Below are 19,171 nucleotides of genomic sequence, written 5' to 3' on the forward strand. Positions count from 1 at the left end.
CGGGAGTTCAGGTCGGCTTCGACCCGTCACTTCGACGCGTCCGTTCCGCGAAGCCCCGGCGCGCGGCCCTGCCAACTTGGCAGACTACCCCCGCAAGCACAGTACGCGTTGGGGGTGCGGATGGCGGGGATCGGTCTTGTCGCGGCAATCGAGGAACTGCGACAAGAGCTCTATCGAGCGCAGGACCTGGGGGCGGACCAACAGTTCAGGTTCGGCATCGAGGAGGCCCAACTGGAGTTACAGCTGGAGCTGCGCCACAGCGGCAAGGGGGACGGCAAGGTCAGCTTCGGTGTCGCGTCCGTCGGCGCCGGCGGTGAACACTCCACGGTCCGCACGCACAGGCTGACGCTGAGGCTCTCCGTCCAGGACCGGGCCCGCGGCGGAACCAGCCCCGAGATCAGCGACACCGGGACCGGGTCCTGGGACGAGGACTGATGGACCCGCACCGACTGGTGCTGATCCGCAGTGGGACCACCCGTCTGCCCCGCCGCATCGGCTCCGGCTATCTCGTCGCCCCCCGTCTGGTCCTCACCGCCGGACACGTCCTTCGGGACGACGAGAGCGGCGCCTGCTGGGAGCAGATCCAGGTCAGCGTGGGACACCCGGGCCTGGGTGAGACGCTGCGCACCGGAGCGAAGCTGATCTGGAGTCATCCGCAGGACCTGGACGTCGCCCTGCTGCTCACCCACGACGAGGTCGACGTGCCCGGGTCGGTTCGATGGGGCCACCCCGTGGAGTCGGCCCCGCTGCGCTACGAGGGACTGGGCTTTCCCATGGCGTCCGGCGAGGACGGCCGTGACGCCGAACACCTGCGAGGTGTCCTGCCTCCCCTGTCCTGCGGCGTTCGAGGCCTCTACGTACTCGACCAGGAGCATTCACCCGACCGGCGCGACGACGGCCGAAAGGCCTGGGCCGGCGCCTCGGGTACCGCGGTGTTCTGCGAGGACCACCTGGTGGGCGTGGTGATTCACGACGACCTCTCCTACGGCAATCGCCGCCTGCGTGCCCTTCCGGCCCATCGCTTCGTCCGGGAGCAGGGCTTCGAGGCAATCCTGCGGCGCTACTCCGGCGGCCCGCCCCACATCACCGAGATGGGCGCCGTCCTCCCGACGGCCCGGCCCGAGGGGGAACGAAGCTCGGCGGAGCGCGAGACCGAACGGCTCCTGTGGTCGGTACTCGGCGGCCGGAGCAGCTATGCGGTACATGCCCGTGCCCTCGTACGGCGGCTCGGATACGACGCCCCCAACAGCCATGAACCGAGCATGTCCGACTTCGCGGCACTCGTGGCGTCCCATCCCCGCGCCCTGCCCACCCTGAGCAGCACTCTGGCCTCGGCACTGACCGGGGACGACGAACGCGCCCGTCTGACGGACGTCCTCACTCGTGCCCGTGCCGGCGGGCTCTGCCTGCTGCTGGCCCTGGACGAGTGCGAGCGCCTGCTGGATCTGCTCGGCGGCATCTGCAAGAAGCACCCGGCGCTGATCCCTCGCGCCGCCCGTGAGGCCCTGCGCTACGCCTGGCTGCCCGATACGCTCAGCCGCCCCCACCTCCGCGCCGACGACCTCGAACCCGTCGTCGAGCACCTGGAGTCCCTGTCCGACAGTGAACCAGTACCGGAGTGCACCCCGCCCGTACCGGCGCTGCTGCGCCTCGTCGAATGCGTGGCCGCCGCCCTGGGCCGGGAGGCGGGCGCCGAACTGCGTGCCTGGTCCGACCAGGTGGCCACCCGAACCGGCATCCATCCGGCGGCGCTCGCCGAGCGCCGCACCGATGCCGGCCGCTGGGCAGCCCGCCAGTCGTCGCCGCTCGCCCGCGTCATCGTCGACCTCTCCCGCGCGTCAACAGCACCGCACGAGAGCTACCACTGCCGCATCCTGCTCACCCGCGCCGACGGCACCCACACCTCCCTCCACGACGCCGAGAGCGCGCCGAGAACATCCGAGGAAGTGGCCCGGCGCATACGCGAAGCCGTCGAGATCGTCGCGGACGAACTCGGGTCGACGGCCACGCCCCACGCCACGGTTCTGCTGGCGCGCGACAGCCTCCATCTCCCGGTCGACGAATGGAACCCGGGAGCGCCCAACGAGTTCGTACCCGACCAGCCGATCGGCGCCGAGTTCTGCGTCACCCTGAGCTGCCCCGAGATGAGCGACCTGGTGAAAAGCCGAGAGCGTGAGCACCGGCGACGGTGGGAGGGCGGACACACGGCCGCTGCCCTGGTCGTCGACGACGAACGCGTCACCCGGCCACGGCTCCGGAGGCTGCTGCAGACCACTCACCGCGACGCCAACCGGGTCGTGCTGCACGGTCCCCCGGAACAACGGGACGCGCTGCTGGAGCTCTGCCTGGCGCTCGGCGTCCCGGTCGTCCTCTGGGACCGGGACGCCGAATGCTCCGCTGACGCGGCCGCGCTGCACCCACTGGACCCCACAGGCCCGCTCGCCGATCTGCCCGAACGCGTCCGCGTCTTCCGCGCGACGGCCTTCGACGAGCCGGAGACGCTCCAGGCCCGCCCCGCGCTCGTATGGGAGGGCCACCAGCCCCCGCCACGGCCCGCATCACTGATCCTCCAGGACCCCCCAGAAGGAGACAACGCCTCGTGAACGCCGGAGAATCCGCTGGCACCGGCCACACCACACCGCACGGCGACGCGGACTGGCGGCTCTTCCGCGGCGACGGAACACCCCGCTCGGTCGCCTTCCCACCGGCCCCGCCATGGCGTCGGCCGCCGGACGAACCCGCCGGCACGTGGACCGGATCGCCCCGCCCGTACCTGATCGACCCCGACGACGCGGACATCGTCAACGCCGCCCTCCACCTGCGCCGACCCCTCCTGGTCACAGGACACCCGGGTACCGGAAAGTCCTCCCTGGCGTACGCGATCGCGCACGAACTCGACCTCGGCCGTGTCCTGCACTGGCCGGTGAACAGCCGCTCGACCCTCCAGGAGGCCCTGTACCACTACGACGCGATCGGCCGGCTGCGGGAAGCTCACCTCCGCCGGGACACGGACGGCTCCGAACCCGGCATCGGCCAGTACGTGCGGCTCGGCCCGCTGGGCAACGCTCTGCTCCCCCGGCAACGGCCCCGGGTCCTGCTCATCGACGAGCTGGACAAGGGGGACGTCGATCTCCCCAACGACCTGCTCACCGTGTTCGAGGAGGGCGTGTTCGAGATTCCCGAACTCAGCCGCCTCCCCGAGGAGCACTCCACGGTGCATGTGGGCACCGACGGTCCGGACGCCCCGGCCCCGGTGGTCCGCGGTCACGTCCGCTGCCATGAGTTCCCCGTCGTGATCATCACCAGCAACGGTGAACGCGAGTTCCCGCCCGCCTTCCTCCGGCGGTGCGTCCGTCTCGAACTCCCCGAACCCGGCGAGGAGCGGCTGCGGGACATCGTCGCCGCGCACCTCGGCCACGAGGCACTCGTCGGCATCGATGACTTGCTGGACGAGTTCCTCGGGCGCCGCGCGCCCGGAGAGCTCGCGACCGATCAACTCCTCAACGCGGTCTTCCTGCGCAAGGGCGGCATCGATCTGGACGCGGGCCCCTTGCTCGACGCCGTTCTGCACCAACTCGGCGGAGCGGTCTGAGGTCATGCTCGGACGTCTGAGAGAGATCCTGGCCGGAAGCGGTGTCGAGCTGGCTGACGAGGAACTCCTCGACGTGCTGTGGCTGGCCAGGAACCTGCCGCCCGACGTCGTTCCGCTGGAACGTCGAACGGCGCCGGCCACCACCTCGCCCCAGGACACCGAACCGGCTACCGCCGGGGACGACCCCGGCGCACAGAATCCCGCGCGCCCCGACACGCAGGCACCGCCGGACGTCACGCCGCCCCGCAGGTTCCCCCTGCACGCGGCCCCGCGGGGCGCCGGGCGGACTGCGCCCGAACCGGCCCCGCACCGGGCGCACGCTGTGCGCACCCCGGGCTCCAACGTCCTGCCCAACCGCCACCTCACCCTGGGCAAGGCGCTGCGGCCGCTGCGCCGGCGGCTCCCCGATCGGCACCGTCGGGAACTGGACGTGGCACGCACGGTGGACGTCATGGCCGAGACGGGTCTGCCCGAGACCGTGACGAGGCCCGCCCGCAGCCGCTGGCTCTCCCTCGCTCTGCTGGTCGACGACGGGGTGTCGATGGTCCTGTGGAAGCGGATGGCCTCCGAGATCCGCACCCTGATGGAGCGGGCCGGGGCGTTCCGGGACGTCCGCGTGTTCGGACTCAACAGCCGTGGTCCCCACGCTCCGTCGCTGAGCAGCCACCCGTTCCGCAAGCACGGTCCCCGCCTTCCACCCGCCGCGCTGTGCGACCCCACCGGCGGCACGCTCGTCCTCGTCGTCAGCGACGGCGTCGGCGACGCCTGGTGGGACGGCAGGATGAGCGACGCCGCGGCCCTGTGGGCGCGACGGCAACCGACCGCCGTCGTTCAGACGCTCCCCGACCGGCTCTGGGCCAACTCGGGCATCCCGACTCGGCCCTGGCACGTCCTCAGTGTCCGCAGAGGCGGCCCGGCCACCGCCTGGCACGTCACCGACCCGAGCCTGCCGTCGGATCTGGTCGGCTTCGCGTCCGTTCCCGTGCCCGTGCTGGAACCCACGCCGACTGCCGTCGGCGATTGGGCCCGGCTGGTCGCTTCTCCCCGTGCGACCGCGGTACTGCCCCTGTGGGACATCGGGCGGTCCGTCACCCGGACCTGGCCGGCGGAGACCCGGCAGGGTCCGGACGCCGAAGCCGTCCTGCGCTTCCGCGGCGCGGCCAGCCCGGAGGCGTACCGGCTCGCCGCGCACCTCGCGGCCGTGGCGCCCGTCACTCCGCCCGTCATGCGCATGGTGCAGGAGGCGCTCGGACCTCCGACGGACACCGGACACCTCGTGGAGGTCTTTCTGGGCGGTCTCATGCACCACACCACCGCCGGCACGAGCGGCCCGCCGGGGCAGCCGGAGTTCTTCGACTTCTCCGACGACGCACGGCGCATCCTTCTCGGCACGCTCCCCTCCCACGAGTTGCTCCGCACCACACGCGTGACCGCCGACCGCTTGGCCGCGTGCGTCCGGCAGTCACCGAGCTTCACGGCCTGGGTGGTGCACCCGGCTGGCGCCTCTTCAGTGGCCTCGCCCGACCTGCCCTTCGCGCACCTCGAGGAACGGCTCCTCAGACGCCTCGGCGTCTCCATGCGTCTCGACACCCCACCCGCCGCGGGTGCCGGACCCACTCCTGAGCCCCGGGGCCGGGCCCGGTCACAGCCGTCGACGACTCGGCCGACGGAGGCACCACCTCCCGCACCCGCTGCGACGACCGCGCGGCCTCCGGCATCGTCCGCCGCGACGGACACCAAGACCAAGATCCTTCTGGTCGACAGCCATCACGGGAACCTGCTGGCCCTGGAAGCCATCCTCTCCTCGCTCGGTCAGACACTCGTCCGCGCCTCGTCGGGAGAGCAAGCACTCAAAACGCTGGACGACGAGTTCGCCCTGGTACTGCTCGCCACTCAGTTGTCGGGAATCGACGGCTACGAGACGGCCGCGCACATCAAACGGCGCGAGCAGACACGCGACATCCCGATCCTCTTCGTGAGCGCGCACGGCAAGGGTCCGCACGCGAGCTTCCGAGGCTACGCCGCGGGTGCCGTCGACCATATGACGCGTCCCTTCGATCCATGGGTACTGCGCGCCAAGGTGGCCGTCTACGTCGACCTGTACCAGAAGAACCTGCGACTGCGCGAACAAGCGGCCCTGCTGCGCAGCGGGGCCGCGACCGACCTGCTGACGCACCTGTCCGCCCTGCTGTCCGACATCGAGACGGAGACGGGCGAGCTGACCGGACGGCTCCGGTCGCGGACGGCCAGTGAAACGGTGCGAACCACGGTCGGCCGCCTGGAAAGGGCCGTCAGGAGCCTGCGCCAGGTGATGCGGGGCGCGCAGGAGTCAAGAGAAGGGCCGGGCGCTCCGCCCACCCCGCCTCCACCGCGATCTCCGCGTCAGGGAGGCCGGTGAAGGCAGCCGGACCGCGCGTCGGCGCGGGTCCGCGGACCCTCACCGTTCCCGGCGCCGCCCGTGCGAGGGGAGTACGGGTGTCTCCACCGAGCCCGTCCCGCGGGTGCGAGAATCCGGTGCGCTGATGAGCACGCTCCGGTGCCGGCGACGACCGGGCGAGCGCCCGCTCACCGCGCTCAGGCGAAGGCCCGCCCCCTCAGTCTGACTTCAGCCGCTCCCTCAGGGCCGGGGCGTGGGCACGGATGTGTTCCTGGATCAGCCGGTGCGGGAAGCGGAAGCCGCTGCCGCTGCGGCGCAGCAGGATGCGACGCTCGGCGTCGCCCAGGAAGTGGCCGTAGCGGTAGGGAGCGGCTCGTTCGCGGGCCAGGACGATGCGAACCGTCCAGTAGTAGACACAGGCGGCGCCTCCTACCCGGTAGGCGTTGGACGCGCTCAGCAGCGTGCCCGCGAACAGCGTGGTCAGCAGTGCGGTGCGCACCCCGGCGTCCGTGGTGGCGCGCACCGCCGCAAAGCCGACGCCGACGGTCAGCAGCAGGGTCACCCCGCCGAACAGCAGCGCGTACCGGGCGGAACGGCGGATGCCCTCGTTGGGGCGGCGGCGGGTGTCCTTCAGGTCGGCCCGCAGTCCGTCGCCCACGAACAGATACAGGAACAGGACGACGAACGCGGCGGCCGCAAGGCCCGAGGTCCGGGTCGTACCAGCCAAGAAGACGTCGGCGCCGGTGGTCAGCAGAACGGACAGCAGGACAATGGCGAGGTAACTGATTCCCATCTGGACGGGATGCAGACGGGGGGCCGCCAACGTGCCCAGCCAGGTCGGCACCCACGACCATCGCAGTTGTTCGCTCGGGCGGTAGGAACCGGCGTTGCAGCCCTTGCGCACGTCGATGTCGGCCCAGAACCAGGCCAGCATCAGCAGACCCGGCAGAGTGGTTCCGTCCGGTGTGAAGTCGCCGGCCGACAGAGGCAGCGCCAGCGGCACAGCGGGCGCTGCACGGCGGGCAGCGCCACGCAAGTTGGTCCGGTCGGACACGTACAGGACCAGGAGGAAGGTGAGGAAGGTCGATGTGAACAGAACTGTCGAGCCATCGGGGCGGATGAGGTCCAGGGCCGTGAACATCCAGCACCACGGCAGCATGATGAGCAGGAGGACGGCGTACTGAAAGGCCCGTCGGGGCACCGTGTTCAGATGCGGGCGCAGCCAGGCCGGCACCCAACTGCCGTCGATCCGATCGAGGTGCAGCACCTCCTCACCCCGCTGGTGCAACCGCTCCGCCAGCGCGCTGAGCCAGTGCAGCGTCACCGGACCGTCGTAGGCACCCGGACGACGCAGCAGGTGCAGGACGTAGGCGTCGAAGACACGGTCCCGGCGCTGCTCGACGGTGAGGCCGGGCACGCGGAGTTCGGCGGCGGCCCGGTCCTCGTAGGTGGTGCGGATGACGTTCAGCATGAGCGGGGAGCGCAGCAGCGTCCATAGCTCCGGGTCCGCGTCGAGGGCGTCCCGTACGTCGCGGTAGGCGTCGCCCTTTTCCGGTGGGCCGACCAGGTACTCCTGGACCTGGCGGCGGGTGGGGGCGCACAGCGCGGCCAACTCGCCCCCGATCTCCAGGGAGAGGACGAGGTCGCGGTCGCGGCAGGCGATGACGACGCCGGCGCACGCGCGACGGTAACGGCGGAGCTGTGTCGCGCACTCGCGGCGGTGGCGTGCGGGCACCTGGTCGAGGCCGTCCAACAGCGGCAGCAGCATCCCCGTGCCGAGCCACTGGCGGGTCAATTGCGGTGCGACGTCGTAGACCTGCCCGACCTGCTGGACGATCCATTCCTCCAACGGCTGGCCTGCGTAAGGCGAGAGGCTGAGCAACACGGGCAGCGGCGGTTCCGCGAGCCCGCCGGAGCACAGGGCCTCTTCGGCCAGCGCGTCGGCCAGCACGGCCATTTGGACCGACTTGCCGATGCCGGCGTCCCCGACCAGAACCAGTTCGTGGGCGGCCTCTTCGAACAGGGCGCGGATACCCCCGCCGGTGAAGGGCCGGGTGATCAGTCGCGGCTTGCGGACACGGCGGCGGCCGGGTGCCGGCGCCTTGGACAGGCGGACGAACGCGGGGGTGAGGTACGGCCCCGTGATGGTCTCGTCGATGTGTTCGCGGGCGTGTCTGCGCACCTTGCGCAGCATCACCTCGCGCCGACGCCGGGCCGGCCCGCGGCGGAGCCGGGACAGCCAGGCCGTCAGCGCGCCCCACAGCACAGCCGGGAGGAAGCGCAGCCGGGCGAACCGCGCCCAGGCCCGGCCGAGCGGTGACCAGCCGTCCCAGTCACCGACCGCGCGGGTCGCCGGGGGCTGCTCCGGGTCGGGTTCGTCGAGCCAGGGCAACGGCGGGAATCCGCCCGTGCGTTCACGCTCTTGCTGGCGCTGCTCCGCGTCGCTCCAACGCTCGGCCCAGCGAGCCGGATCGCCGCCGAGGAAGCCGACCAACGCCAGCCCCATGGGGTCGAAGCGGGAACGGCCGCTGCCCGTCAGCATCTTGTGGAGGTGGCCCGCCGAGATGCCGGTACGGCTCGCCATCTTTTGCACCGACGGTCGCCCCGCGGGGATGTACAGCTCGTCGTGCAGAGCGCGGGCCAGTTCCGCCCAGGGTCCCTCCTGCGGGTCCGGACGTCGGATCCCCGGTTCTCTCCGCCCGCCTCGTGCTGCCGTCATCTGCATCCCCCGTTCTCATTCACTGGCATTCACCGCAGGTCACAGCGGCTTCTGGCGGAGTCCCGCGCGGCCTAGAACGGAGGTACCGGCCGGTGTCCTTCCCTCTTCCTCCGACGCTCAACGGGAGATCAACCATGGAGCTGTTGCATCAACTGGATGCTCACCTACTGCTCATGGCGGTGGTGAGTGTGGTACGTGTCGTCGTGGTGCGGGTGCTGGAACTCGTAGCCCTGGTGGTCGTGTTGCGCGGCAGCCGGGCCGAGCAGCGGGCGGGGCTGCTGTACGCCTTTGCCGCCTCTGTGCGGGACAGGTCGTCGTCTTTCCCCCTGCCCGTTCGTTTCAATCGCCGCGCACACCGGTAGCGTGATGGGTCCCCGCCTCGACGGGGCCCTTCACATACGGCGCGCCACGGGCTCCCACACCGACGAGGATCGGTGTGGGAGCCCACCCTCCGGATCGTGGCGGGTCCAGGCGCCCCTCCGTCCCTGGAGGTTGACCGGAGGGAGTACGGGTCAGCCGTTGAGGCGGCACTTCGCCAGCGCGTCGAGTCCGGCCGGAAGCACGCCGCCTTCGCGCTCGAAGGCGATCTCCAGACGGTCGATCACCGCCTTCCTCTTGCTCGCGAGCGGGCCGAGTATGGCGTTCTCGACGAAGTTCGGTCCGCCCTCGCCCTGCGAACGCTCCAGGCGGGAGTTCGCCTCGTCGATCTGCCGGACGAGAGTGGCGAGTTCACGCTCGGCCTGTCCCCGTGCCCCAGCCGGAACGTCGGCCGGTATCTCGCCTGCCACGTCCGGGCACGTGATGCGAGAAGCCTTGCCGACCTCAGCGGTGCCGCCGGCCTCCTGGGCGGCACCGGCCTCCTGGCCGTCTGCCTCGCCCGCTGCTGATCCGACGCCGCCGCCGACGGCGTCCTCAAGCTCACAGGGCGCGAATCGTTCAAGCCCTTCGGGCTTCTCGACGACGCGGCCCACAGCCGTTTCAATGCGGTTCAGAGCGGCTGTGCGCTTACTTTCAAGGGGGCCGAGGATGGCGTTCTGCACGAAGTTCGGACCGCCCTCGCCCTGAGACCGGACCAGGCGCGAGTTGGCCTCCGCGAGCTGCCTGTCCAGCAACTCCAGGTTCCGCGCCACCTCTTCCTGTGCCTGCGCCGGGATCGCCGGCAACTCCACGGAGGGGCAGACGACACCTTCCACCGCGAAGGTGCGGGCAGGCGCCTCCCGGACGCTCTGCCCGGCCATCGCACCTGCCGCGGCGAAGGTACCGCCGATCAGCGCCGCGCCGAGCGCACCCGCACCGGCGATCCGGTGCCGGCGGGTCCTTCCGTTGCCTCGCTTGCCTGTCATGACGTCGTCCTCTGGCTCCTGCGACCGCCGCGTACCCCTCCATGGAGAAGTCGACGAACCGTCGCCACGGGTGCCGGTGCCCCCAGTACCCCTGCCAGCTTGTCGTCCATAGCTACGAAGGGTGAGGGCCGGGTGTTCAATCCGATTCCCGGGCCCCTTTCACTCGCGCGGAGCCGCCGCACCCTCCCGGACCCGGCTGGAGCGTTGTCCACGCAGCCCTGTCACCCGCGACGCGGGGCGCGCCGGCTCGGCCCCTGACGCCGCGCCACCTGAGCTGAGGGCGGAAGGTCCGGCACGACCGAAACCCGCACGGGCCGACCGGGGTGTCTCCCCCACGGGCCGCCGCTTCCGGCCCGCCCTGCACCGATGTGCGACAAGGAGAGACCGTCTCATGTTCCCTGACTCCCGAAACGGCCCAAGGCTTCGCGCGACTCTGTCCGGTGCCGTCGCCGTCGCCTTCCTCGGAGCGCTGGCCCTGACGTCGTCCCCGGGGCAGGCCGGGCGGACGGAGCGGCCCGTGGGGCACGGGCCGCACCCCCTCGGCCACAGCACCGGGCGGCCGCCTTGCGGGGCGCCGGGGGAGCTTCCGTTATCCCAGGGTTTTGTGAACCACAGGATCACGTTGCCCGGCCCGGAAGGCATGGCGTCCGCGAGGCGCGACCCGACAGACTCTGCCTCGGACGGTCGCCGTCCACATCCCCCCTCCGCGATGCCCGAGTGACATCTCATGCCTCGCCCGTCGCGGAGGGCCACTCCGGCCCGGCCCCTCCGCCCCCTCAGCCCCCAGCGGAAGGGCCGGGCCGACATCACGGCTCACGGTACGTCGTTGCCGAACGGAGCCGTCAGCTAAGGAGCATCGGTGAGCGACAGGGCGCAGTTCGACCACTTCTACGCCAGTACCTTCCGGCGCGTCGCAGGGCACGTCTACCGGATGACCGGGGACGCCCACGTGGCCGAGGACTGCACCCAGGAGGCCTTCTGCCGTGCGGTGCCCCGGTGGGAACGCATCCGTTCCTACGACGTCCCGTACGCCTGGGTGCGACGGGTGGCCCATCATCTCGCCTGTTCCCACATGCGCCAGGCCCACAGGGCGCGGACCGCCCTGGTTCGCCTCGGTCCCGCCGTGTCTCATCCTCCCGCGGACGAGCACCACGTCGTGATCGTCCAGAGCGTGCGCGCGCTGCCGGCGAAGTACCGGCAGGTGGTCGTCCTGCATCATCTCCTCGACCTGCCGGTCCGCGACGTGGCCGAGCGACTCGGTATCCCGGAGTCCACCGTCAAGACCCGGCTCGCACGCGGCCGACGGCGTCTCGCCGATGCGATGGAGGAGCGGAGTGCCCGCTGACAGCCGCACGACTGCCCTACGGTGAAGGCATGACCTCGGTTCTCATCGTGGAGGACGACACCCTCGTCCGTGAAGCGCTCGCCCGTTCGCTGACGTCCTCGGGCTACCGCGTGGCCTCGGTGGCCACGGCCATGGAGTTGATGCGACGGCTGGTCCCGCCCTTCCCCGACCTGGTCGTCCTCGACCTGGGCCTGCCCGACCTCGACGGCGGCCAGGCACTGAGGATGTTGCGCGCGGTCAGCCGGGTCCCCGTCATCATCGCGACGGCCCGCAGTGATGAATCGGACATCATCCGGCTGCTGCGCGACGGAGCCGACGACTACCTCGTCAAACCCTTCTCCGGTGAGCAACTCGCCGCACGGGTACTGGCGGTACTGCGCCGTTGCGGGCAGGCACCACCCGACATCCTGCGTGCAGGCGACCTCACCATGGATCTTGCACAGCGCCAGGTCCTGGTGGGCGGAAAGGCTGTCGACCTCAATCGCAGGGAGTTCGACCTCCTCGCCTATCTGGCGAGACGTCAGGGCGCCGTCGTCCCCCGACGTGAACTGTTGACCGAGGTGTGGCGGGGATGCGACGTGTACGACCGCACCATCGACGTCCACGTCTACTGGCTCAGACGGAAACTCACCGAGAGCGGCGGGACCGGAACGGCCGTGGAAACCGTCCGCGGCGTGGGTCTGCGACTCACGGTTTCCGCGACATGACCCTGCGCGCCTGGCAACTACGCCTCTCCCTGGGGATCGCACTGCTGACCACGCTCGCCTTCGCCCTCCCTCTCGGATACGCAGCGCGCCAGCAGGCTGCCGACCGGGCGCAGCAGCAGTCGGAGCGCCGGGCCGCGGCGCTGGTGACGGTCCTCGCCGCCACCCGCGACCCCCGCGCGGTACACGCTGCCTGGCGGAGCACGGGCGAGGACGCGGCCTCGACCTGTGTACGTATCCCTGGCTCCGCCGACGTGGGAGGGTGCCGGGCACCCGCCGGCGCTCTGGGGCAAGCCAGCGCGGCGGACCGGGCGGTACGGGCGCGAGCGGCGGACGGCCAGGACGTCCTCCTGTTGCCGGTACGACTTCCCGACGGGCGCACCGCCTTCGTCGAATCACTCGTGCGTGCGGACGAGAAGTCCGATGGCGTGGCCGCCACTTGGGCGGTGCTGGCAGCTGCCGTCGCGGCACTGACACTCATCGCGGTCCTGGGCGCCGACCTCATCTCCCGCCGACTCGTCCGGTCGACGGGACACCTCCTGCGCGCGGCGTCCGCCGTCGGTGCGGGCGAACTGGGGGTGCGCGTGCCCGTCGGCGGCCCCCAGGAGGTGCGCAAGGTCGCGGCCGCCTTCAACACGATGACCGACCGACTCGCGCGTCTGATGCAGTCGGAGCGTGAGTTCGCCGCGGATCTGTCGCACCGGCTGCGCACTCCGCTGACCGCTCTGAAGCTGGATGTCGACGCGGTGGAGGGGCCCGCGGCGGACCGGCTGCGTGCGGCCGTGACCGCTCTCGACGAGCAGGTGACCCACCTGATCGGTCTGACGCGCAAGGGTTCGGCCGACATCGCCGCGCAGACCGGTCGGGCCACCGATCTCTCCGCCGTGGTGGGCACCCGTATGGCGTTCTGGGCGGCGCTGTCGCGGGCGCAGGGCAGGCAGTGCCAGGTCACGTTGGCTCCGGTGCCTGTCACGGTCGAGGCGCCCGAGCAGGAGGTGCTCGCCGCCTTGGACGCGTTGCTCGGCAACGTGTTTCGGCACACCCCGCCGGGCACCCCGTACGAGGTGTACGCGGGGCTGCTGGACGGGGTGCCCTGCCTCGTCGTCGAAGACGCGGGCCCCGGGATCCCGGCGTGGGCGGCGGCCTCTGGGCGCGGGCACAGTGGAGGCGCCTCCAGCGGGCTCGGGCTCGACATCGCGGCAAGAGTGGCCGCCGAGGCAGGCGGTCACCTGCTGATCGGCGAGAGCCGCCACGGCGGGGCACACCTGCTCATGCGACTCGGCGGCGAAAGGGGCCGAGAGTCCACCACGCCCGAAGTACACAGCCGACCCGAGGCTGTGTAACCGGCCACGGACGCGACGTCCTGACGCGGGAGCTCGACAGCGGCGAGTGAGGTCGTCGACCGACTCACCCTCGCTTGAGCCGGGTTGCCGCACCTGGTCCGACACCGGCCCGGCGATCACAGGCCATGGCGGATTCGCCCGCGCAGGGGGCGGCAGACGGCGCGAGCTCCATCCCTCACCGCACCGGCCGGCGCGCCAACCGTCCATCCGCTCCGGCAGCGCACTGCGGGCAATCCTCCGAGCGCCGAAGGAAGTTGCCCTGAAACCCGGCGGACCGTTGCGGAGTGTGGCCCTCCGACAGGCTCCGCTCCAGGGGAGCCGCTCTACCAGCCTTCACTGATCAACGAACGGACACCCCATGAACCGAGGACGTCACCGACTCCGCCGACACCGTCTGCCGCTGGCACTGACCGGCGTGATCGCGCTGGCCGGCGCGGGCACCTTCGCCATCGCCGCACCTCCAGGACCCACGAGCGGACGGTCCTCGGCCTCGGCCGCATCCGCGGCGGTGCGGCTTTTCGACACGTGCGGCTTCGGGCGCGGCTCCGCGTGGGAGCCGCACGCGCTCACGCAAGGGCTGCACGATCTGGCGGGCACACCGGCCGAACGTGACGTGTCCGGCGTCAGGGTGACCCCGGGGTACCGCGCTCTGCTCTTCGACGACACCACATCGTCCCGGCCGGCCCTCACGCTCACCGCCGACCGCGACCTGTGCGGCAGCGCGCTCAACGACCGCGTCCGGCGCGTCGTCGTGGAGCGCGTCGCCGCCGAGTCGGAGCCTCCGACGACGGGCTCGCCGACGGACGCGGCTGGCAAGCGGCCTCGGATCTGGGTGCTGAGCGATCTCAGCATCCCCGGCGGCGGAACCGACCGGGACGACATCGTAGCCCTGGCCGCACTGAGCGCATACGCCCCGGGGTTCGACATCGCCGGAGTGTCCGTCGGATCGACCACCGTGCGGATCGACTGCGACGCGGCGTACACCTACGCCCGCGAAGCCTTCGGCTCACGCATCCGTCCCCTGGTGGAATCTTCCACCTGCCGCAAAGGCTACGACGAGCTGGAGGGCACCAAGCCCGGGACGGTGGGCGATCTCGTCGAGGCGATCCGCGCGGGTGGGCTGACCGTGCTCAACTGGGGTCCCATGACGGAGACCGCGCTCGCCGTCCGCTGGCTGGAGAACAACGCGCCCGCCGAACTGGGCAAGGTACGCATCGTCACCCACTGGACGGTGAGCAGTCCCGGGTACTCCGGAAAGTACAACTGCAACAAGGACACGGCCGCCTGCTCGTACCTGCACCGCATGGCCGCCGACGGCCGGATCCGGCTCATCGAGGTGGGTGCGGCCGGGCAGAGCTTCGTCGACCGGGCGAAGCGCTCCTGCGACGTCGACAACGCGGTGCCCGACGACGGACTGGGTGAGTACCTCAGGGTCAAGCGCACCTCCGACGGCACACCGGACTTCTCCGACGCATCGACGTTCCTGCTGATGAAGACGGGCGGTCTCGCGGGGTACGCCACCGACGGGACGGGTGGCGCCAACTTCACCCAGGCCTACCACCAGCTCTGCGCACACGGCGCGGCGATCTTCGATCACCTCCGGGCCAACAACTGAGCCCACGGCTGTCGGCGCAGGCCGCTCGTGGGTGCCGTGCCCACGAGCGGCTTCCGCATGCGCGTCTGTGCCCGGGGCTGCCCCGTCCGGGCGGGGTGAGCGCCGTGCAGTTCCCGGTGTGCGGTCAGGTCTCGCGCTCCAGTGCGGCGCGGGTGGCCGGGCCGTAGACTCCGGCCGGGTCGGTGCGAATGCCCCTCAGGGCCTGATAGTTCTGCACCGCCGCCTCCGTGGGCTGCCCGTACACCCCGTCGAGCGGTGCGGTGTCGACACCGGCGGTCCGCAATCTCCGTTGCAGGTCGAGCACTTCGCTGCCCCGGTCACCGCGGGCCAATACGGCCGCCACATCGCCGGTGGACCCCTCCGGTGCCAGGCCGGCGTTCCCCGATACCTCCGGCGACGGGGAACCCGGCTGCGAGCCCGGCCCGGAGGGGGACGGGTTCTGCGGCAGGCGGGGCTCGGCTCCGGCCGGTGGCGAGCTCGGCACCGGTGCGGAGGCGGCGGGTGGCAGGAGCGCCGGGGACTCGACGGGCGCGACGGGCCTCGTAAACAGGTGCACAAGCGCCGCGGTGAGCAGCGCGAGCACGCCGACGGCAGCCGCGACCCACGCGAGTCTTCCCGGCACCCGCCCGCGATCCCCGCTCTCGCCCGACCGGCCTCCCCGATGCTGCGCCATCGCGGTTCCTCCCCTGTACGAACCCGTGCGTCCCCGGCACATCCCCGTCGACCCCCTGACAGGGGGCGCGGGCCCCGCCCCGCGGTGCAAGTCGCTGCGAGTGTAGTCGCGGCGCGAGGTCCGCCTCAGTGATCCCACCGCGCGAGCTGAGCCGGTTGAAACCCGACGCCGTTCTCGGGCGTGTAGCCCGGGCGGAGCGCCGATGTCCCGGCTCTCCGGGTCGTATCCCGCACATCGGAAAGGTGTCCCATGGCACGACACACCCGCACCTCCCGTCGCCTGCCGAAGGCGGCCGGCGCCGCCGGCGCCGCGGCCTGCTTCATCGCCGCCGGCTCGTTGGCTCTGGCCGACACGTCTCCACGCCAAGCGGCGCAGGGGCCCGAGGTGACCGGCGGGGTGGCGACCTACCGGTCCGACGCGACCATCGGACGCCTGTCCGTGCCGTCGTCCTGGACGAAGATCGTCATCGGCAAGGGCGTCACCCTTCGCGGCAACTTCCTGATTCCCGCGGACCGCACCGCCGCGCTGACCATCCAGGGGAAAGACGCGAGAACGTCCCGCCTCGTCGGCGACGGCAGCCATGTCAAGGACACGGACCTCGCGGCGGTCTCCACCGAGGCACGGATCGACCTGAGGCTGAAGACCTTCACCTCGCTCAACCCGCGCCACTTCCACATCATCGCCAAGCGGGCCAGGGTACTGGCTTCCGGAATCCGGGTGATCGACGACCGCGACGAATACCACAACAACTCCGACGGCTTCGGCGGTGGCGACGGCTCGGTGATCGAGGACTCGTACTTCGACACCTGGGACGACACGTTCAAGATCTACAACGGTGATCTGACGGTGCGGAACACCACCGTCCTGCACAACGCCAACGGCGCACCCGTGCAGATGGCATGGGGCGACTACGGTCACGGCACTCTGATCGCCGACGGTCTGAAGGTCGTCTCGCGCTCGGGGAACCACTACAACCAGGGCCTGTTCTCCTGGGCCGGGGGGACGAAGCCGGACAGCCGGAGTGTCGAGCTGACGGGCGAGGGCCTGATCCGGTCCACAGCACCGGACATGCGCACCGCACCCCTGTACGTCTGGAAGGACGGCGTACGGAACAAGACGATCAGTGTGCGGGGCGGAGTCTGCTCCGCACTGCGCAGCACCGGCGCCAACACCGTCTTCGAGCCCGGGGCGCGCGACAACACGGTCAGGGTCACCGACTGCGATTGATCCGGCGCGTCGGCGGGTCCGTTGCGGGGGCTCCCGCAACGGACCCGCCGCAGGGGGCCGCGAGGTCAGCTCGGCTCGTCGCCCCAGGCCAGCTCTGCCCCTGTGTACGCGGTGATGCCCGGTGCCTCGCTGTAGACCGCCGATCCTCCGTAACTGTGGTCGTCCCTCTCGTCGAAGTTCGACCAGTCCGTCTTGCTCGCCCTCAGCTGGATGTCCCCGGTGTGGCTTCCGGGCTCCAACGAGCCTCCTGTGAAAGCGACTTCCAGGTAGGTGTCCGCGCCGTCGAGGGGCTCGGCAAGAGGGACGGCCCTGAGCCGGAGGCTGGAGCACCCGACGGCGGCGTGGTCGCACCAGACGTTCACGGCGGAGGCGGTGTCGCGGGTGAACCAGTAGCGGACGGTGACTGCGGTCAGGTCGACGGGCCGGTCCCCGCTGTTGACGACGCGAAGGTGCGGCCGCAGCGCGTTGTCCCCCGTGGTGTCGTCGTTGCTGCGGTACAGCACCGTCAGATCGCCGCTGGGGACACCGGGTTCCTGCGTGCGGACGGTGAGCGGCGCCGAGGCGGCGGACACGTTGCCCACGGCGTCGCGGGCTCGCACGGTGAAACGATAGGCCGTACCCGCCGCCAGGTCGCGGTCGACGTACGTGGTCTGCCGCACGGGGCCGGCGATCCTCACTCCGTCGCGGAAGACGTCGTAGCCGGTGACGCGGACGTTGTCGGTGGCGGGCCGCCAGGACAGGGTGACCCGGTTGGTGGTGCTGGTCGCCGACAGGCCGGCCGGGACCGTGGGCGCCTCGGTGTCCGGCTCGGGTGCTCCGCCCACGGCCTCCGCCAGGCTGATGCCGGTCGTACTGTTCTCGCCGCCGAGCGGCACCTGGTGGTCGAGGCTCACGAACTTGCCCTGCTGCTGCCACAGAACGGGCTTGAGGAAGGCGTACTTCTCCTCGTCCCAGGTGACCCAGTCGTTCTTCAGGAGCCCGCCGGTGTCACCGGAGTTGGGGTTGAGGCACCAGAAGGTGTGGTGCAGGCCCTCGTCCGAGATCAGCCCGCGCAGCGCCGTCATCCACTTCTGGTTGGGCCCGCCGTCGAGATAGCCGCCCCATTCGCCGATGAGCAGGGGGGACGTGTTCTCCTTGTGCAGGTAGAGCCAGTTGGGGTCCCAGACGTCCCGCTCCAGGGTCTGACGGCTCCACTCCCCCTCGAACCAGGGCTGCTGGTACACCAGGGGTCCGTAGTCGTGCGGGGAGTAGACCAGTTGGTCCTGGTGCGCGCCGAGGTCCACGGGGTGGTCGCGGGCACCGCGCAGGTTCCCGCCCCACCAGTTGTTGTGAAACGCCTTGGGGTTCTCCGAGTTCCAGCTCGTGCCGTCCTTGGGGTAGGTCTCGATGCCCTCGCACAGGATGAGGACCTTGGGGTTGACGGCAAGGATGCGCCGGCCCGCGGTCTCACAGGTGTGCTTGAAGTTGTCGATGTCGGTGCTGCCGTCCCACTTGGCCCGCGGGGACTCGTTGAACTTGCCGTGCGGCTCGTTCTTGATGTCCATCGCGACGACGGTGTCGTCGTTCTTGTACCGGGCGGTCACCCATTCCCACGCCTGGTAGAACTTCTCGGGTGTGAGGGAGCCCTTCCACCACACGGGGTAGACATGGCCGGAGTTGTCCGCCTCCGCGCTGTGCACGTCGAGCATGACCTTGATCCCGTACTCCTCGCACAGGTCCAGCCAGTGGTCGAAGATCTCCAGCGTGCTCATGCCCGCGAGTTCCGGGTTGGCGGCGGCGTTGATGCCGGTGGCCGGGGCGAGGTTGCCCGCCTTCCATTCGAGCAGGAGCTGGGTCGAGATCGGGACGCGCACCATGTTGATGCCGCGTTCGGACATCTGCCGGGTGACGACCTCCAGATTGGCCGTCCACAGACCGTGGAAGACACGTTCCGAGGTGTTGAACCCGAACCAGTTGACGCCCGTCAGGCGGACCGGTTTGCCCGCCTCGTCCACGATCAGATTGCCCTGGGTGTGCAGCCAGTCCGCCTGCGGGGCCGCCGTAGCTGCGGGCGACGGGCTCTGGGCAGCGGCGGGTACGGTCAGGGTGGGCACGGCGGCGACGGCCAGGCCGAGAAGCAGGGCGACGGCCAGGCGCCGTCGACGGCGCGGTCCGGATCTCGTGGGAGTGGGTGAGGACATGGGGCGACTCGCTTTCTTCAGGTGACGTCGGACAGAGCAGGAAGGCTTCAGGC

Annotated in this window: 14 protein-coding genes and 1 pseudogene; 11 read left to right on the top strand and 4 right to left on the bottom strand. The window is 70.9% G+C overall.

Annotated elements, in window-relative coordinates; all coding sequences use genetic code 11:
- The first annotated feature begins 120 nt into the window (after window positions 1-120).
- The 5 genes and pseudogenes from AB0E07_RS31460 to AB0E07_RS31480 all read left to right on the top strand — a co-directional run bounded on the left by AB0E07_RS31460 (window position 121) and on the right by AB0E07_RS31480 (window position 5,990).
- Window positions 121-435, top strand: coding sequence for a trypco2 family protein (locus AB0E07_RS31460; RefSeq protein ID WP_362259792.1), 315 nt, complete (start codon window positions 121-123; stop codon window positions 433-435).
- A complete protein-coding gene (locus tag AB0E07_RS31465) occupies window positions 435-2,603 on the top strand; it encodes a trypsin-like serine protease (RefSeq protein WP_362259794.1) in 2,169 nt (722 codons plus the stop codon). The genes AB0E07_RS31460 and AB0E07_RS31465 overlap by 1 nt, the downstream gene beginning before the upstream one ends.
- Window positions 2,600-3,592, top strand: coding sequence for a MoxR family ATPase (locus tag AB0E07_RS31470; RefSeq protein WP_362259796.1), 993 nt, complete (start codon window positions 2,600-2,602; stop codon window positions 3,590-3,592). Before AB0E07_RS31465 ends, AB0E07_RS31470 begins: the two co-directional genes overlap by 4 nt.
- Window positions 3,593-3,596: 4 nt before the next feature.
- A pseudogene (locus AB0E07_RS31475) lies at window positions 3,597-5,030 on the top strand (SAV_2336 N-terminal domain-related protein); the annotation flags it as partial.
- Between the two features lie 309 nt (window positions 5,031-5,339).
- Complete coding sequence (locus AB0E07_RS31480; RefSeq protein ID WP_362259836.1) at window positions 5,340-5,990, top strand: response regulator; 651 nt, start codon at window positions 5,340-5,342, stop codon at window positions 5,988-5,990.
- A gap of 196 nt (window positions 5,991-6,186) precedes the next feature.
- Here AB0E07_RS31480 and AB0E07_RS31485 read toward each other — a convergent pair whose 3' ends face one another.
- On the bottom strand, window positions 6,187-8,553 hold the full coding sequence (locus AB0E07_RS31485; protein WP_362259798.1) for a hypothetical protein: 2,367 nt from the start codon (window positions 8,551-8,553) through the stop codon (window positions 6,187-6,189).
- Between the two features lie 269 nt (window positions 8,554-8,822).
- Between AB0E07_RS31485 and AB0E07_RS31490 the strand changes: the two genes are divergently transcribed.
- Window positions 8,823-9,050 carry a hypothetical protein gene (locus AB0E07_RS31490; RefSeq protein ID WP_362259800.1) on the top strand — a complete coding sequence of 76 codons (228 nt, stop codon included), beginning with the start codon at window positions 8,823-8,825 and terminating at the stop codon, window positions 9,048-9,050.
- 150 nt (window positions 9,051-9,200) lie between these two features.
- On the opposite strand, the gene AB0E07_RS31495 is transcribed toward AB0E07_RS31490, so the two are convergent.
- Entirely contained in the window at window positions 9,201-9,926 is a 726-nt protein-coding gene (locus tag AB0E07_RS31495; protein ID WP_362259802.1) for a hypothetical protein, read from the bottom strand.
- A gap of 964 nt (window positions 9,927-10,890) precedes the next feature.
- On the opposite strand from AB0E07_RS31495, the gene AB0E07_RS31500 reads away from it, so the two are divergent.
- From AB0E07_RS31500 to AB0E07_RS31515, 4 genes are all read left to right on the top strand, one after another.
- On the top strand, window positions 10,891-11,376 hold the full coding sequence (locus AB0E07_RS31500; RefSeq protein WP_362259804.1) for a sigma-70 family RNA polymerase sigma factor: 486 nt from the start codon (window positions 10,891-10,893) through the stop codon (window positions 11,374-11,376).
- Window positions 11,377-11,405: 29 nt separating this feature from the next.
- Window positions 11,406-12,083 carry a response regulator transcription factor gene (locus AB0E07_RS31505; RefSeq protein ID WP_362259806.1) on the top strand — a complete coding sequence of 226 codons (678 nt, stop codon included), beginning with the start codon at window positions 11,406-11,408 and terminating at the stop codon, window positions 12,081-12,083.
- The gene (locus AB0E07_RS31510) at window positions 12,080-13,423 is read left to right on the top strand and encodes a HAMP domain-containing sensor histidine kinase (protein ID WP_362259808.1); all 1,344 of its coding nucleotides are present in this window, start codon (window positions 12,080-12,082) and stop codon (window positions 13,421-13,423) included. Before AB0E07_RS31505 ends, AB0E07_RS31510 begins: the two co-directional genes overlap by 4 nt.
- Window positions 13,424-13,781: 358 nt before the next feature.
- The gene (locus AB0E07_RS31515; RefSeq protein ID WP_362259810.1) at window positions 13,782-15,038 is read left to right on the top strand and encodes a hypothetical protein; all 1,257 of its coding nucleotides are present in this window, start codon (window positions 13,782-13,784) and stop codon (window positions 15,036-15,038) included.
- Between the two features lie 124 nt (window positions 15,039-15,162).
- Here the strand turns inward: AB0E07_RS31515 and AB0E07_RS31520 are convergent, their stop codons facing one another.
- Entirely contained in the window at window positions 15,163-15,660 is a 498-nt protein-coding gene (locus AB0E07_RS31520; protein ID WP_362259812.1) for a peptidoglycan-binding protein, read from the bottom strand.
- Between the two features lie 300 nt (window positions 15,661-15,960).
- On the opposite strand from AB0E07_RS31520, the gene AB0E07_RS31525 reads away from it, so the two are divergent.
- Window positions 15,961-16,938: a hypothetical protein gene (locus AB0E07_RS31525; protein WP_362259814.1), complete on the top strand. Its 978-nt coding sequence runs from the start codon at window positions 15,961-15,963 to the stop codon at window positions 16,936-16,938.
- 65 nt (window positions 16,939-17,003) lie between these two features.
- Here the strand turns inward: AB0E07_RS31525 and AB0E07_RS31530 are convergent, their stop codons facing one another.
- Complete coding sequence (locus tag AB0E07_RS31530; RefSeq protein ID WP_362259816.1) at window positions 17,004-19,118, bottom strand: cellulase family glycosylhydrolase; 2,115 nt, start codon at window positions 19,116-19,118, stop codon at window positions 17,004-17,006.
- Between the last annotated feature and the right edge of the window lie 53 nt (window positions 19,119-19,171).

It is taken from the genome of Streptomyces sp. NPDC048002 (assembly GCF_040653275.1).
Lineage (GTDB): Bacteria > Actinomycetota > Actinomycetes > Streptomycetales > Streptomycetaceae > Streptomyces.

Bases quoted from the DNA above. Each gene is read 5' to 3' on its own strand.
- AB0E07_RS31460 (WP_362259792.1), top strand. From the start codon at position 121: ATGGCGGGGATCGGTCTTGTCGCGGCAATCGAGGAACTGCGACAAGAG.
- AB0E07_RS31465 (WP_362259794.1), top strand. From the start codon at position 435: ATGGACCCGCACCGACTGGTGCTGATCCGCAGTGGGACCACCCGTCTG.
- AB0E07_RS31485 (WP_362259798.1), bottom strand. From the start codon at position 8,553: ATGGCGAGCCGTACCGGCATCTCGGCGGGCCACCTCCACAAGATGCTG.
- AB0E07_RS31490 (WP_362259800.1), top strand. From the start codon at position 8,823: ATGGAGCTGTTGCATCAACTGGATGCTCACCTACTGCTCATGGCGGTG.
- AB0E07_RS31495 (WP_362259802.1), bottom strand. From the start codon at position 9,926: ATGGCCGGGCAGAGCGTCCGGGAGGCGCCTGCCCGCACCTTCGCGGTG.
- AB0E07_RS31505 (WP_362259806.1), top strand. From the start codon at position 11,406: ATGACCTCGGTTCTCATCGTGGAGGACGACACCCTCGTCCGTGAAGCG.
- AB0E07_RS31510 (WP_362259808.1), top strand. From the start codon at position 12,080: ATGACCCTGCGCGCCTGGCAACTACGCCTCTCCCTGGGGATCGCACTG.
- AB0E07_RS31515 (WP_362259810.1), top strand. From the start codon at position 13,782: ATGAACCGAGGACGTCACCGACTCCGCCGACACCGTCTGCCGCTGGCA.
- AB0E07_RS31525 (WP_362259814.1), top strand. From the start codon at position 15,961: ATGGCACGACACACCCGCACCTCCCGTCGCCTGCCGAAGGCGGCCGGC.
- AB0E07_RS31530 (WP_362259816.1), bottom strand. From the start codon at position 19,118: ATGTCCTCACCCACTCCCACGAGATCCGGACCGCGCCGTCGACGGCGC.